Source organism: Bacillus sp. N12A5 (assembly GCF_026790125.1).
Lineage (GTDB): Bacteria > Bacillota > Bacilli > Bacillales > Bacillaceae > Bacillus.
The window spans coordinates 40,887-54,720 of the sequence record NZ_JALAMR010000005.1 but is presented as its reverse complement, the minus strand read 5'-3'; the positions used below and the strand labels follow the sequence as shown (position 1 = coordinate 54,720).

The following is a 13,834-nucleotide window of genomic DNA, read 5'->3' as shown; positions in this document are numbered from 1 at the left end:
TTTAAAACAAGAAAGGAATCTGTACATGAAACCGTTGCTTAAAGAAAACTCTCTCATCCAAGTGAAAGACATTTTGAAGGCTCATCAAAACGTGAAGGATGTTGTGATTCACACACCTTTGCAAAGAAATGACAGACTTTCTGAGAGATATGAATGCAATATTTATTTGAAACGTGAAGACTTGCAAGTTGTCAGATCTTTTAAGCTCAGAGGGGCTTATCATAAAATGAAACAGCTTTCCGGCGAGCAGACTGAGAATGGAGTTGTATGTGCAAGTGCCGGAAACCATGCTCAGGGTGTAGCGTTCTCGTGTAAACATCTTGGCATTCACGGAAAAATTTTTATGCCGTCTACAACACCGAGACAAAAAGTGTCTCAAGTTGAACTGTTCGGAAAAGGATTTATTGATATTATTTTGACAGGTGATACGTTTGATGATGCGTATAATAGCGCAGTTGAATGCTGTGAGGCAGAATCCCGGACGTTTATCCATCCGTTTGATGATTCGGATGTGATGGCCGGACAGGGAACGCTGGCAGTCGAGATTTTAAACGATATTGATACAGAGCCGCATTTTCTTTTTGCAAGTGTCGGAGGCGGAGGGCTTCTCTCAGGGGTAGGGACATATATGAAAAATGTGTCTCCTGATACAAAGGTAATTGCTGTTGAGCCGGCTGGTGCGGCATCCTATTTTGAATCAAACAAAGCCGGGCATGTCGTCACACTTGATAAAATTGATAAATTTGTTGACGGAGCAGCTGTTAAAAAAATCGGGGAAGAAACATTCCAGACGCTGGAAGCGGTCGTGGATGACATTCTTCTAGTGCCTGAAGGGAAAGTATGTACATCCATTCTTGAATTATATAACCAATGTGCGATTGTTGCTGAACCAGCTGGTGCTCTATCTGTCGCGGCGCTCGATTTGTACAAGGATGAAATTAAAGGCAAAAACGTAGTGTGTGTGGTCAGCGGGGGAAATAACGATATTGGAAGAATGCAGGAAATGAAGGAGCGGTCCATGATTTTTGAGGGACTTCAGCATTATTTTATCGTCAATTTTCCCCAAAGAGCTGGTGCGCTCCGCGAATTTCTTGACGAAGTCCTCGGACCTACTGATGATATTACAAGGTTTGAATACACGAAGAAAAATAATAAAAGCAACGGGCCTGCTCTTGTGGGCATCGAGCTGCAGAACAAGGCTGACTATGGGCCGCTGATCGAACGGATGAACAAAAAAGCGTTTCATTATGTAGAAGTGAATAAGGATGAGGACTTGTTCCATTTACTGATCTAATTTTTTCACACAATCGCGCAAAATGACAGACAGCCTTGCTGGCATTGTATATAATAGAAGAAAAACAAAAAAAGAGGATTGATAGCTTGTTACTCAAAAGCCTAGAGTTCAAACGCAGTGACGGGATTCAGGTGAAAGTGACAGAAATACCTGTTTTAAAGGAAGATGAACACTATTTCTTTATGTTACATCACCATTTGCAGTTCTACTTAAAAGAAGTGTTTTCATCAAACAGCAGGGCAAAAGTGTATTCTTTCCGACATTATATGAAGCGCCGGATGAAATGGGCAGATTACCAGGCTGTTTTTCATCAAGAGGTGTTAAAGCACAACGCGTGATTGGCCGTTGATACCTGTGTGTCCTCCCTTTGTATTTGTAGGATTGGGAGGCATGCAGGATTTTTTTTGCCAGGTATCGAATACAAGCATGGACGCATCAGGTAAGAATGGGTTTGTATGCTCGCTGGAAAGGGTGAATGTCATGAAGGGTATCAAGGGGTTAACGGCAGGGCTGTTTCTTCTGCTTTTGTGTGCCTGCGGAGGACAACAGATTAAAGATCCGCTCAATTACGAAGTGGAGCCTTTTACATTTCAAAACCAAGACGGCAAGAATGTTTCTTTAGAGAGTTTAAAAGGAGAAGTCTGGCTGGCGGATTTTATTTTTACCAATTGTGAAACCATATGTCCTCCAATGACCGCTCATATGACGGAACTGCAAAAAAAACTGAAAGCCGAAAATATAGATGTCCGCATCATATCCTTTAGTGTTGACCCGGAAAACGATAAGCCAAAACAGCTGAAAAAATTCGCCGCAAATTATCCATTATCTTTTGACAACTGGGATTTCCTCACGGGATACAGCCAGAGTGACATTGAGGAGTTCGCGGTTAAGAGCTTCAAAGCCATTGTGAAGAAACCGGAGGGAGAGGACCAAGTCATTCATCAATCTTCTTTTTATTTGGTAGGCCCTGACGGCAAGGTGCTGAAAGATTACAATGGAGTGGAAAATACACCGTACGAGGATATCATCGCCGATGTAAAGGCAGCCAGGACACTCAAGTAAGCTCGGAGACTAGGCATTTGCAAATCTTCTAAAACATGATACACTTTCCACTAGTAGAATGGGAAGGAGCAACAAGATTGAAGCTGCGCATTTTTTCACTCATGGCCAGTTTGATTTTGCTTCTTACTGCTTGTACCAGTATTCGTACAGCATCTGAGGGAAAACAAAAAGCCCATGAACCGAAAACGAAAGAGCACATTGTCATTGCGGCTGTCGGAGATTCGCTGACAGAAGGTGTCGGAGATCCTGACGGAAAGGGATACGTCGGCAAGGTGGCGGATTCTATCCGGTCAGACAAACAAGTGAAAACGGTAGACGTAAAAAACTATGCCGTAAAAGGAAACCGTTCGGATGATTTATTAAAGAAACTAAAAGATAAAAAGGTTCAAAAAGGCATAAAGGACGCAGATTATGTCTTTTTTACAATTGGCGGTAATGATTTGATGAAAATCCTTCGCCAAAACTTTCTGCAATTAACCGTTGAACCGTTTCAGGAAGCGGAAAAGCCGTACGAAGAGCGTTTTGAAAAAATCATTTCGGAAATCCGGGAGCTGAATGATCACGCTGAGCTGATTTATGTCAGCATGTATAATCCGTTTACATTTACGTTATCTGAATTAAATGAAATAAACGGAGTCGTCACTGATTGGAACCATATTGCTGAAAAAGAGCTGAAAAAAGATAAACATGCAAAAATCATTCACATAGCAGACTTGTTCAATCAAAAAAGTGACAGCAGCCGAATTTCTGAGGAAGATGATTTTCATCCCAACGGTACGGGTTATTCTCTTATTGCCAAGCGCGTCTATCAAGCCATAAAAAAAGAAGGATTACCGAAAGAGTAGGGTGACATCATGAACAAGTGGAAACGACTGTTTTTTATATTGCTTGCAATTAATCTTGTCCTCGCCGCTGGGTTTGTGACACTTATTATGCTGCCGGGAGAACAAGCTCAGGTGAAGGATCCAGCTGAGTGCGAGTATGGATTTCAAGTGACAAGCACAAAAGAATCATTGGCTGCGTTTGTCAACTCATATTTAAACGACAAAGCATCAAACCAGCTTGATTATAAAGTAGAGATTGATGATGATGTTCATGTCGCAGGGGAAATCAAAGCTTTTTCCACGTCCATTGACGCGTTTATCGCTTTTGAACCGACTGTGAAAAAAAATGGCGATGTGGAGCTGAATGTCACGAAATTTTCGTTAGGGAAATTGAGTATACCAATTAGCTTTGTGTTAAATTATATGGACAGCTTTTACGAATTGCCATCATTTGTCCACGTTCATCCCGGCGATAAAAGCATTGAAGTGCGTCTGTCAGAAATGCCTTTAACGAATGGAATGTATGTCAAAGCGGACAAAATAAATTTAGAAAAAGATGAAATTGAATTTTCCTATTACCATCCTAAACAATAGAGGTGACTGAAAATGAAACGGATTTACCAGTATTTCAGTTTATTATCCTTTACATTTTCCCTGTATTTCGGCTGGCTTGCTTATCATCATCTTGCTGCTGAAGATATGGATCAAATGTATTTGAATGTTTCCTATTGTGCCTTGTTCCTAAGTGTGATGGTGTTTACGTTCGGTATGAGAGACCGGAAAAAAACCGATAAATCATGAAAAAAGAGACATGAAACAAGGTCTCTTTTTTCGTGCGGTTGTAAAAAAATTTGAGAGTACAAGGAGAAAAAATGAAAGCATACGATTTTACACAGGGGAACGTGCTGAAACAGCTTCTGCTGTTTTCAACTCCGATTATGCTCGGAAACGCGTTGCAGGTTTCCTTTCAACTTATAGACAGTTTGTGGATCGGCAATTTACTGGGGGCAAAGGCCCTTGGTGCAGCTGCAGTATCAAGCACGATTGTTTTAACTGTGCTGTCTTTTATTTTGGGCCTTAACAATGCGACATTAACGATTTTGTCACAGCAAAAGGGAAAAGATGATGAAAAAGGAATGTCGTCATATATTAATGCTTTTGTTGTGTTATTAACAGGCCTAAGCATCGGCTTCGGCGCGGCCGGTTTTTTTCTATCAGAGCTTTTGCTTCGTCTTCTCAAAACGCCGGAGTCGATGATACCGCTTGCTGAGATTTATTTGCAGATTCAATTTATCGGCATTTTATTTTTGTTTGGTTATAACTTTATCAGTACTGTCCTTCGGGCGCTAGGTGACAGCAAGACACCTCTCCGGTTTATTGCATTTGCCGTTGTGCTGAATACAGCTTTGGCTCCGCTCTTTATTTCTGTGTTCCGCATGGGAATAGCAGGAGCAGCTTATTCGACGATTTTGTCACAGGGCATTGCGTTTCTGTATGGGTTGTTTTATGTCATCAAACACAAGCTTGTGCCGTTCTCTATTCCGCGAGTGCCCAAATGGGAAGAATCCGCGCTGATTTTGAAACTCGGTATTCCAGCCGGTCTGCAGATGATGGTGATTACAGGCGGCATGATGGCGATTATGAGTGTTGTCAACTCATACGGGGAGCACGTGGTGTCAGGTTTCGGTGCGGTACAAAGGCTCGATAGCATCATTACGCTTCCCGCGATGGCTGCAGGTACGGCGGTCAACAGTATGGCAGGGCAAAATATCGGAATTGGAAACTATAAACGAGTGGGCACGATTGCACGTCTAGGTGTGATGGCTGTTATTTCTTGCATGCTTGTAATTGCAGTGATCATTTGGGCATGTAGTAAATATCTCGTGAGGTTATTTATCAGCGAGCCTGATGCGGTCGCGTTTGGGGAACAATATTTGCGGTGGATCGCGTTTTTCTATCCTTTTATCGGGATTAATTTCGTGTTGAATGGAATTGTCAGAGCCGCAGGAGCGATGCTGCAGGTACTGGTTCTAAACCTGATATCGTTTTGGGTTTTGAGATATCCTTTCACGGCTCTATTTTCAGCTTGGCTCGGACAGAAAGGAATCGGGCTCGGAATCGGAATGAGTTTTTTATTTAGCAGTTGTGCAGCGTTTTTGTATTATAGGTACGGCCGTTGGAAAACAATGAAACTGTTCTCTGCAAAATAAAGTGAAGCGCTGCGAAAAGCACATACCCATATATAGGGTATGTGCTTTTTTTCACCGTTTTTTATCAAGTTTGCTGAAGAGCTCGATTAATGTAGCGAGTTCAGCATCAGTGTAGCAGTCAAAACGTTTAAAGAAATATTCCGTTTTTTTCTCGTTGAAGTGCTGAAGGACTTTTTCGCCCGCTTCAGTGATATGAATGCGGATGATGCGTCTGTCTTCCTTCGATCTGATTCTTGTAATCCATTCCTTTTCTACCAGCGCATCAGTCACAGCCGTAATGTGGCTTGCCGATACCTCTAAAATAGGCGCAAATTCAGTGACTTTTTTAGGCCCTTGTTCACTGAGGATCCGCAGAATGGTAAATTCATTCCGTGACAGCTCTTTATCTAGAATTTCATTGATTTCGTTGCGTATTTGTTTAAAGACTTTACGGAGTAAAGTTTCCATATCGTACATCATCTGTGTTCTTACTTTCAAATTTGTGAACCTCCATTACTAAGCATATTGCTTAAAACCTATAGATTTTATTGAAAAGCAGAATCATTTTCATTCTATTTTTACATGCTATAATATAATAATACCACGTATTAACAAAGGAGGCACCAGTATGTCTGAAAAAAAAGAAATCGCCACATTTGCAGGAGGCTGTTTTTGGTGTATGGTCAAACCTTTTGACGAACAGCCGGGAATTGAAAAAGTGGTGTCCGGGTATACAGGCGGCCATACTGAAAACCCTACGTATGAAGAGGTATGCAGTGAAACGACAGGACATCGTGAAGCGGTTCAAATCACGTTTCAACCTGATGTGTTCCCTTATGAAAAGCTGCTTGAATTATTTTGGCAGCAAATCGATCCGACAGATGCCGGCGGCCAGTTTGCTGATCGCGGCAGTTCCTACCGTACAGCCATTTTTTATCATAATGACAAACAAAAGGAGCTTGCAGAAGCTTCCAAGCAGCGCTTGGCGGAAAGCGGCATCTTTAAAGATCCGATTGTAACGGACATTTTAAAAGCTGAACCTTTCTATGAAGCGGAAGACTATCATCAGCATTTTTATAAAAAGAATCCTGGACACTATCAGCGCTACCGGACGGGTTCTGGACGAGCAGGATTTATCAGCGAGCATTGGGGGGCGAAATAAATGGCGTACAACAAAGAAGAAAAAATTAAATCACTAAACCGCATGCAATATGAGGTGACGCAAAATAACGGCACAGAGCCGCCATTTCAAAATGAATATTGGAATCATAAGGAAGAAGGGCTGTATGTAGACATTGTATCAGGCAAGCCATTGTTTACATCCAAGGATAAATTTGATTCCCATTGCGGCTGGCCAAGCTTTACAAAGCCGATTGAAGAAGATGAAGTGGAAGAAAAACTGGACACGAGCCACGGCATGATTCGCACAGAAGTGAGAAGCCGTACTGCTGACTCTCATCTTGGTCATGTATTTAATGACGGACCGGGGCCAAGCGGGCTTCGTTACTGCATAAATTCAGCGGCGCTTCGGTTTGTGCCGAAGGATAAGCTGAAAGAAGAAGGATACGAAAGCTATCTGCATCTGTTTGATAAATAAAACACAAAAAACAAGCCTGCCTAATGGATAGACAGGTTTGTTTTTATGCCTTTTTTTCTTGATGCCAATCTTCTATAAACTGGGCAATTCTGTCTTTCGTAATAAGAGGGGCTTGAACCGATTGATACCCAGGCAGATTGGCTTTGCTAAAATCAGGATGTTTTTCCGGATCTGGATGAATCGCATAAAGGTTGCCCCCATTCATACAGTGACTCGAATTTCATGAGGAGACGTTAATTCTACGTGAAGTTTTTCACCTGAACGCTTACCGACCTCTACTGCAACCGGCTGCGGGAGCCCGTGCTGGATGCATACTCTTCAAATCCATGAATCAGTTCTTCAAGATTCAGTGATCTTATTTTAAAAATAAAGGTTTCTCCGCCTTATGTAATAGCAGCTGATTGCAATGTCAGTGCCGCCGCATCGTCTATTGACATGAAAAATCGGGTCATGTTCTTGTCTGTAATGGTCAGCGGTTCGCCCTTCATCATTTGTTCAATAAAATAGGGATCACAGAACCCCTTGAGCTGAAAACATTTCCGAAGCGGACCGAACAAAAAACGGTTCCTCTGTTTTGAACGTGGCGGTTTGCTTGATGAAACAGCTGTTCAGATAACAGCTTGGTGGCACCCATTGTGTTCACAGGAGATACAGCTTTATCTGTACTAATATTAAAAACATGCTGTACTTGATGTGAAAGAGCGGCCTCCACCACATTCTGTCCACCGATGAGATGGTCTGGATCGCTTCAAATGGATGGTTCTCACATGTCGGAACCTGTTTCAGCGCAGCAGCGTGAAAGCGATGTCAATGCCTTTCATTACCTGATTCACCCTCCTGTGATCACCCACATCTCCGAGTACAAATGAAAGCCGCTTATCCTCCGCATACTTTTGACTCGTGACATACTGTTTACTGTCGTCTTTGCTGAATACAATCACCTGTTTCGGTGTTAACTGCAAAAGGCGTTTGATAATTTGGCTCCCGATTGAACCCGTCCCGCCAGTGACTAAAACTGTTTTGTTATGGAAAAATGATTTTAGTTCTGCTGTCTGCTGTTTAGGTATGGCTTATCCCTCAACTCTCGTTTCTCTACCATGTATCATATGTTCAACTTTTTCATCGAGATAATGAAAGCACTAATAAAATAAAATTTAGGGGGATGATCATGTCATAAAGTGTTCTTTTTTAATAGAAAATGAAAATAGACGTCACAGTAAATTTTCTAACTAAATACACAATGTACTAAATATTTATAATAGCTTATTTCGCACCGCAAAAGGAAAACGGATGGAAACATTTCACGTGCATCGTAAGGAAAGTGGTTTATGAGTCAGAAACACTATAAAAACCTCACAGTTAAATTCTGTATATATTTTACAATAGGAAGTGATAGTGATAAAAAGGAGGATATCAAATGAAAGTTTCAAAAAAAGTGCTGCTGAGCACTGTCACGGGTTTATTGCTTAGCCTGACAGCAAACCCGGTGTCGGCTCATGATGTGCATGCGGCACATCATTTTAAAGTGACGGCGCAAACGGAGACAGAGCCGGTCGCCTCTGGCGATGACGCTGCGGATGATCCGGCCATTTGGGTTCATGAAAAGCATCCGGAAAAAAGCAAGTTGATCACGACAAATAAGAAGTCCGGACTTGTTGTGTATGATTTGGATGGCAAACAGATTCATTCTTTCGAGTTTGGGAAGCTTAATAATGTCGATCTACGCTATGATTTTCCGCTAAACGGCAAAAAGATTGACATTGCTGCCGCCTCTAATCGGTCTGAAGGGAAGAATACAATCGAAGTATATGAGATTGACGGAGATAAAGGAAAATTGAAAAGCATAACAGATCCGAAACATCCTATTTCCACAGATATTTCTGAGGTTTACGGATTCAGCCTGTATCACAGCCAGAAAACAGGGGCATTTTACGCTTTAGTCACAGGCAAACAAGGTGAATTTGAACAGTATGAAATTGTGGATAACGGAAACGGTTATGTGACGGGGAAAAAAGTGCGTGAATTTCAATTGAATTCTCAGACTGAAGGCCTTGTTGCAGATGATGAGTATGGGAACCTGTACATTGCAGAGGAAGATGAGGCCATCTGGAAATTTAATGCTGAACCCGGCGGAGGATCAAAGGGGCAGGTTGTCGATCGTGCAACTGGGGAACATTTGGCAGCAGATATTGAGGGACTGACGATTTATTATGCGCCAGACGGCAAAGGATATCTTATGGCCTCAAGTCAAGGCAATAACACCTATGCAATGTATGAACGGCAGGGAAGCAATCGCTATGTTGCCAGCTTTGATATTACAGATGGCGAGAAGATAGATGGAACTAGTGATACGGATGGAATTGATGTTCTCGGTTTCGGACTAGGCCAAAAATATCCGTACGGGATTTTTGTGGCGCAGGACGGTGAAAATATTGAAAATGGACAAGCTGTCAATCAAAACTTCAAAATTGTGCCGTGGGAACAGATTGCACAGCATCTCGGCGGAAAGCCTGATCTTCATAAACAGGTGAATCCGAGGAAGCTGAAGGACCGGAGGCTAAAAAAGAAAGCAGCTGATCAAGCTGCTTTTTTCTGTGGACGAAAAAATCGTTCATACCAATGAACGATTTTTCAAGAAAGCGCCAGATGAATCGTCTTTAGTTTTGCAGGAAGCTCATCATACGTATTAGCGGGTACGGTCTCTCTGTAATTGGAAGCTGCAGCTTTTTGCCGTTCCTCAGGGTGGTTGATATAGAAGGCGGCTTTTTCCTTAAAGTCGTTGATGCTGTGATAAGAAATAAAGGATGAAAAAGGATGTGCCGCGGGTAAATCTGTTAATTGAAATGCTTCGCATGCAGCGATATCAAACGTTCGGTTATTAAAACTCGCATTTTTGATCCGGCTATTATTTTTGTTAAAAGCAAAATGATAGGGCCGATGCGCATTGATTACGATGTCTGCCCCATTATAATAATGAGCCGCCTGTTCGGGCGGAACCCATGTGCTGACGACATCGATATGCGGCTGTTTGAGTACTTTTTTAGGCAGATATTTTCTCCATTCCTTCCCGATGACTCGGACCGTAAAAGGCAGCTGCACCGCTTCTTTCATAAGCTGAACCCGATTAGGGTAAGGATAGCCGATGATAAGCAGATTTGAATGAAAAGAATGTTCTGTGTCCATTTTTTTAAACAGCCGATGATTAACTGGGATCGGAACATAATAGACGTGCTGATAGCCAAGCTCCCGATAATAGAGAGCGGCATTTTGTTCAATCGTTAATATGGCGTCAGCGTGCTTAATCACCTGAAGACTGGTATCAATATAAAATGGGTCTTCGGTCAGCCAAACATACACGGGGATACCCTTACCCTTTAACCAGGTCAGCCAGTCGTGAGGAACGCGGTCTCCAACCATCATAAGTGCGAAGTCCGGCTGAAATGTTTCGATTTTCATCAGAGATTCTGCTTCCGGTGCGTCTGCAGCCATATACTCTGTATGAGTGTGCTGAAAACATTCTTCAGCCCAGCGGTCAAAATAGCTGTATATTCCTCCGTATCCCGACTGGATATACAAAACTTTCATCAGATGCTATGAAAAGAACGTGACGCTTTCTACTTTGTCTACATCAATTAAAGTTGTGGCTTGACCTGCTGGAGTGACGGAGCTTTCCTGTGTTACAAATACGATACCGTGAACTTGATCGAAAGCAACAAAGACAACCGGCCCGATCATATCACCTGAATCAGTCACAATGCTGATTGTAGTGCCTGGCGTAACTCTGGCAAAAATCCATCTTGCCGGAAGGGAAGGGTCTAAAAGAGATTCTGCCGTCACTGTTTCACTTTCATCTACTTTTTGATCGATGGCAGCTTCAAGCAAGGCTTTAAGATTACTATCCATGTTTTCTCCTCCTTCTGTTGTAGCTGGAAATAAAGGGCTTAAAAGGGTTTTAATCAAATCCTTTTTTAACTGCGCGTTTTCTGAGCTCATTACACACACCTCCTATTCAATAGTGAACTCACGTTAATCATATTCCTCTGGCTGCCATTTGGTATGAGTCGAACGCCGTACCTGATCTATTTTTCATATATTTTAAGGAAAATGCTGATTTTTTAAATAAGCGGACATTGCCTATACCATCAATCAAAGTCAGTTCATATTGTGAAACAGAGTATAAGGATAAAGGGAGAGGGACTGTTTGGATCTAGAAAAACACGTAAATCAAGAAGAAAATCAAGATGAACTGCATTTTATTCTGCTTTTGTTGATTTTGCTCATACGTCAATCGTCTTCTGAAGGAAATCCATCTGATCTCAGACGTCAGCTCGTATTTGCAAAAGAGCTTAGCGTACCAGTCTCAACAGTTCATCTGGTGAATGGGAATACGCTTCAAAACGTCATCGTAAAAGAAGTTCTGACTGATTTGGTTATTTTTCAAAACCCTTTAAATAACACGAGATCTCATGTCGCACTCTCAAGTATTGTAAGCTGGGGTGCTTTTTAAATGATGACAGAGGCTCTGCTTGCTGCGGAGCCGTTTTTATGTTTGACGATAGGAGGTTGAATAGATGGGAGAGAAAGTATCGATTATTTTAACAAGTTACAACAAACCTGATTATCTGCAAAAAGCGATCGAAAGCGTCATGAAGCAAACTCATGATCTCTGGGAGCTTTTTATCATGGATGATCATTCTAATGAAGAAACAATTGCAGTGATTCATAGATATCTTCATGACCAGCGCATTCGTTATCAAAACAGTTTCGTGCATCCCGCAGAACGATTAACAACAACCCGTTACGCCACATTAATTAACACCGCGCTCCCATTTGCCGACGGCGATTACATTTCCTATCTCACCGATGACACTGTTTATCATCCCGAGCGGCTGAGCCGCATGGTGCAGATGTTTTCACAAAAGCCTGAGGCACAGGTTGTATATTCGAAACAAAAAGTTGTACATGTTAATGAAAGGGGAGAGGAAATCTCCTATTTCTATAGAAATGCCAATGCAGTGCTTGAACAGGCTGCTTTTCAAGTAGATCATTGCTCAGTTATGCATCGACGTTCATTACTTGATCGTATTCATCATAAATATGGGAGCTATTGGGATGATGATATGCAGCATTGGAATCATGGAGACTCAATTTTTTGGGCCCGAATCAACAACTTTGCCCCATTTCTGCCGATAAATGAAGTATTAGATACAACCTATAAAACTCCCGATTCTTTCCAAAATGCATATCGGTTTCTGCCCGCCGATTTGATTGACGGCTCCTTTGTAAAGGGTACTGATCAAAACGTGTATTTTCTTGATCAGGGTGTAAGGCGTCCTGTCGGGGAAAGGTGGGATTCTTTGTATCTAAATCGGACTGTAGCCGTTCCGGACCCGTATTTATTCCAATATAGGATTGGGAAAATTTTAAACATTCCGAATTATATTTTAGTAAAGAAAGCTGACCACCCTGCAATATTTTATATCGAAGCCGGAAAAAAAAGACGGATTGTGGATCAGTATGCTTTTCAGTTTTATCAATTTAAAAGAAAAGACATAGTAACAATTGAAAAAGAAGAACTGGAGGCGCTGCCTGAAGGGCTGCCAATTACGCGGGACCGATCTGGATTGATCGAACATCCGCCTGGGCGAAGGCTTTTTTTTATAGAGCGCGCGCCATTTTTGTTTTTAAACGCTGCTTTTCACCCGATTAGTGAGCAAGTAGCAAGGAAGTTCTTTTTACATCAGAAGCCAATATCCGCTTCTTTCCGAAATATTCAACAATTTCCAATTGGAAAGCCGTTTTATCCGGTGTACGATGAGATTATAAAGAAATTAAATATTGCTTTTGAGTAAAGGTATAGGTCAAAAAAAGGAGACGTTCATGACAGGACATTATTCAAAAACGGAACATCAGTATATATTGTTAACGTCTGAATCGGAATCGTTTGATCATTACAGCGTATATAGGGATCCGAAGCTTCCGCACATTTTTTCTCACAACTTTGTTCAGCTCCATGATACGTTTCCATTGGAGCGGTTACTGGGCTTTTTGCCATCCGTACCAAAGCTGCTTGATGCGAATTATCTTCATTTAAAAGCGTCGCCGCAGCATGTTTTTCCGCTCGGTTTGAAGCAATCGCTTGTAAAGAGCGGTTTTGTCGTCGAAGATGAGCTGTTTTATGACATGAAGCTTGATGGCTGGAAGGGGCAGATGGGCCATCCGTTAACGGCTTGGGGGACAGCAAAAAGCCTCAGCGACGGATCTTCTATTATGAAAATTTATGATTCCATTTATATTGGGGAAGCGATCGCTGAACAAAAATTAAAAAGAAAATATCCCTTTTACGAAGCGGGTACGATCATCCTTGTTGTTTGTTACAGCGATCAGGCCCAAAAAATTCCTATTGGATGCGGTGAACTGTTTATACATCCGCAAGACAAAACGGCTAAAATCGAAGAAGTGGCCATTTTGGATCAGTTTCAAAGGAAAGGCTATGGCAGTATTTTAGTGAAAGAAATGCTGTCTATCGCCAAATCATTAGGAATGGAAGCGGCCTATTTAGTGGCTACAAGCATTGATGGCGCAACCCGCTTTTATGAAAAGCTGTCGTTTAAAAAATATGAGCGGGTGCATACAGTTTTTCATTATTTCCTTACATGAAATAGGCATTTGCACAAACCGTTTGGGACTTGGCCCGCATAAAATGCCGTATATCGTGATAAGAAAGGATGAAAACAGCATGTATAGATACCCTGGATACGGTTACGGGTTTGGCTGCGGGACAAATACGTTTGTATTGATTGTTGTCTTGTTCATTTTATTAATTATTGTCGGAGCCGCTTTTATTTGCTAGATGGTGAACTTCAAA

Annotated in this window: 17 protein-coding genes and 1 pseudogene; 14 read left to right on the top strand and 4 right to left on the bottom strand. The window is 41.8% G+C overall.

Going from position 1 to position 13,834, the window contains the following annotated elements; genetic code table 11:
- The first annotated feature begins 25 nt into the window (after positions 1 to 25).
- The 7 genes from ilvA to MOC09_RS06150 all read left to right on the top strand — a co-directional run bounded on the left by ilvA (position 26) and on the right by MOC09_RS06150 (position 5,390).
- A complete protein-coding gene (ilvA, locus tag MOC09_RS06180) occupies positions 26 to 1,294 on the top strand; it encodes a threonine ammonia-lyase IlvA (protein ID WP_268360542.1) in 1,269 nt (422 codons plus the stop codon).
- Positions 1,295 to 1,380: 86 nt separating this feature from the next.
- Positions 1,381 to 1,632 carry a YpmP family protein gene (locus MOC09_RS06175; RefSeq protein WP_003218212.1) on the top strand — a complete coding sequence of 84 codons (252 nt, stop codon included), beginning with the start codon at positions 1,381 to 1,383 and terminating at the stop codon, positions 1,630 to 1,632.
- A 142-nt stretch (positions 1,633 to 1,774) separates the two neighbouring features.
- Positions 1,775 to 2,356: a cytochrome c oxidase assembly accessory protein ScuA gene (gene scuA / locus MOC09_RS06170; protein WP_268360543.1), complete on the top strand. Its 582-nt coding sequence runs from the start codon at positions 1,775 to 1,777 to the stop codon at positions 2,354 to 2,356.
- Positions 2,357 to 2,433: 77 nt separating this feature from the next.
- Positions 2,434 to 3,201, top strand: coding sequence for an SGNH/GDSL hydrolase family protein (locus MOC09_RS06165; RefSeq protein WP_268369922.1), 768 nt, complete (start codon positions 2,434 to 2,436; stop codon positions 3,199 to 3,201).
- Positions 3,202 to 3,210: 9 nt separating this feature from the next.
- Positions 3,211 to 3,774, top strand: a complete 564-nt coding sequence (locus MOC09_RS06160; protein ID WP_268369920.1) for a YpmS family protein — start codon at positions 3,211 to 3,213, stop codon at positions 3,772 to 3,774.
- Positions 3,775 to 3,786: 12 nt separating this feature from the next.
- The gene (gene ypmT, locus MOC09_RS06155) at positions 3,787 to 3,981 is read left to right on the top strand and encodes a protein YpmT (RefSeq protein ID WP_003230808.1); all 195 of its coding nucleotides are present in this window, start codon (positions 3,787 to 3,789) and stop codon (positions 3,979 to 3,981) included.
- Between the two features lie 71 nt (positions 3,982 to 4,052).
- Positions 4,053 to 5,390, top strand: coding sequence for an MATE family efflux transporter (locus tag MOC09_RS06150; protein WP_268369918.1), 1,338 nt, complete (start codon positions 4,053 to 4,055; stop codon positions 5,388 to 5,390).
- 51 nt (positions 5,391 to 5,441) lie between these two features.
- On the opposite strand, the gene MOC09_RS06145 is transcribed toward MOC09_RS06150, so the two are convergent.
- Positions 5,442 to 5,867, bottom strand: a complete 426-nt coding sequence (locus tag MOC09_RS06145) for a MarR family transcriptional regulator (RefSeq protein ID WP_004398634.1) — start codon at positions 5,865 to 5,867, stop codon at positions 5,442 to 5,444.
- 130 nt (positions 5,868 to 5,997) lie between these two features.
- On the opposite strand from MOC09_RS06145, the gene msrA reads away from it, so the two are divergent.
- Both msrA and msrB read left to right on the top strand, forming a co-directional pair.
- Positions 5,998 to 6,531, top strand: a complete 534-nt coding sequence (gene msrA, locus MOC09_RS06140; RefSeq protein WP_268369916.1) for a peptide-methionine (S)-S-oxide reductase MsrA — start codon at positions 5,998 to 6,000, stop codon at positions 6,529 to 6,531.
- The gene (msrB, locus tag MOC09_RS06135) at positions 6,532 to 6,966 is read left to right on the top strand and encodes a peptide-methionine (R)-S-oxide reductase MsrB (RefSeq protein ID WP_268360551.1); all 435 of its coding nucleotides are present in this window, start codon (positions 6,532 to 6,534) and stop codon (positions 6,964 to 6,966) included. It abuts the gene before it with no gap.
- A gap of 43 nt (positions 6,967 to 7,009) precedes the next feature.
- Here the strand turns inward: msrB and MOC09_RS20225 are convergent.
- Positions 7,010 to 8,033, bottom strand: a pseudogene (locus tag MOC09_RS20225) (polysaccharide biosynthesis protein).
- A gap of 350 nt (positions 8,034 to 8,383) precedes the next feature.
- Between MOC09_RS20225 and MOC09_RS06125 the strand changes: the two are divergent.
- Positions 8,384 to 9,589, top strand: coding sequence for a phytase (locus tag MOC09_RS06125; RefSeq protein WP_268369914.1), 1,206 nt, complete (start codon positions 8,384 to 8,386; stop codon positions 9,587 to 9,589).
- A gap of 8 nt (positions 9,590 to 9,597) precedes the next feature.
- On the opposite strand, the gene MOC09_RS06120 is transcribed toward MOC09_RS06125, so the two are convergent.
- Together MOC09_RS06120 and cgeA are read right to left on the bottom strand one after the other, a co-directional pair.
- On the bottom strand, positions 9,598 to 10,551 hold the full coding sequence (locus MOC09_RS06120; protein WP_268360554.1) for a CgeB family protein: 954 nt from the start codon (positions 10,549 to 10,551) through the stop codon (positions 9,598 to 9,600).
- 6 nt (positions 10,552 to 10,557) lie between these two features.
- Positions 10,558 to 10,959, bottom strand: coding sequence for a spore crust protein CgeA (gene cgeA / locus MOC09_RS06115; protein WP_268360556.1), 402 nt, complete (start codon positions 10,957 to 10,959; stop codon positions 10,558 to 10,560).
- A gap of 208 nt (positions 10,960 to 11,167) precedes the next feature.
- On the opposite strand from cgeA, the gene cgeC reads away from it, so the two are divergent.
- The 4 genes from cgeC to MOC09_RS20220 all read left to right on the top strand — a co-directional run bounded on the left by cgeC (position 11,168) and on the right by MOC09_RS20220 (position 13,819).
- Entirely contained in the window at positions 11,168 to 11,473 is a 306-nt protein-coding gene (gene cgeC, locus MOC09_RS06110) for a spore maturation protein CgeC (protein WP_268367217.1), read from the top strand.
- Between the two features lie 64 nt (positions 11,474 to 11,537).
- A complete protein-coding gene (locus MOC09_RS06105; protein ID WP_268367218.1) occupies positions 11,538 to 12,818 on the top strand; it encodes a glycosyltransferase family 2 protein in 1,281 nt (426 codons plus the stop codon).
- Positions 12,819 to 12,846: 28 nt separating this feature from the next.
- Positions 12,847 to 13,626 (top strand): GNAT family N-acetyltransferase, encoded by a 780-nt coding sequence (locus tag MOC09_RS06100; protein ID WP_268361022.1) that lies wholly within the window; start codon positions 12,847 to 12,849, stop codon positions 13,624 to 13,626.
- The gene (locus MOC09_RS20220) at positions 13,586 to 13,819 is read left to right on the top strand and encodes a YjcZ family sporulation protein (protein ID WP_419900999.1); all 234 of its coding nucleotides are present in this window, start codon (positions 13,586 to 13,588) and stop codon (positions 13,817 to 13,819) included. Before MOC09_RS06100 ends, MOC09_RS20220 begins: the two co-directional genes overlap by 41 nt.
- Positions 13,820 to 13,834: the final 15 nt, after the last annotated feature.

Coding starts and splice junctions, on each gene's coding strand:
- ilvA (WP_268360542.1), top strand. CDS start 26: ATGAAACCGTTGCTTAAAGAAAACTCTCTCATCCAAGTGAAAGACATT.
- scuA (WP_268360543.1), top strand. CDS start 1,775: ATGAAGGGTATCAAGGGGTTAACGGCAGGGCTGTTTCTTCTGCTTTTG.
- MOC09_RS06160 (WP_268369920.1), top strand. CDS start 3,211: ATGAACAAGTGGAAACGACTGTTTTTTATATTGCTTGCAATTAATCTT.
- ypmT (WP_003230808.1), top strand. CDS start 3,787: ATGAAACGGATTTACCAGTATTTCAGTTTATTATCCTTTACATTTTCC.
- MOC09_RS06150 (WP_268369918.1), top strand. CDS start 4,053: ATGAAAGCATACGATTTTACACAGGGGAACGTGCTGAAACAGCTTCTG.
- msrA (WP_268369916.1), top strand. CDS start 5,998: ATGTCTGAAAAAAAAGAAATCGCCACATTTGCAGGAGGCTGTTTTTGG.
- msrB (WP_268360551.1), top strand. CDS start 6,532: ATGGCGTACAACAAAGAAGAAAAAATTAAATCACTAAACCGCATGCAA.
- MOC09_RS06125 (WP_268369914.1), top strand. CDS start 8,384: ATGAAAGTTTCAAAAAAAGTGCTGCTGAGCACTGTCACGGGTTTATTG.
- MOC09_RS06120 (WP_268360554.1), bottom strand. CDS start 10,551: ATGAAAGTTTTGTATATCCAGTCGGGATACGGAGGAATATACAGCTAT.
- cgeA (WP_268360556.1), bottom strand. CDS start 10,959: ATGAGCTCAGAAAACGCGCAGTTAAAAAAGGATTTGATTAAAACCCTT.
- MOC09_RS06105 (WP_268367218.1), top strand. CDS start 11,538: ATGGGAGAGAAAGTATCGATTATTTTAACAAGTTACAACAAACCTGAT.
- MOC09_RS06100 (WP_268361022.1), top strand. CDS start 12,847: ATGACAGGACATTATTCAAAAACGGAACATCAGTATATATTGTTAACG.
- MOC09_RS20220 (WP_419900999.1), top strand. CDS start 13,586: ATGAGCGGGTGCATACAGTTTTTCATTATTTCCTTACATGAAATAGGC.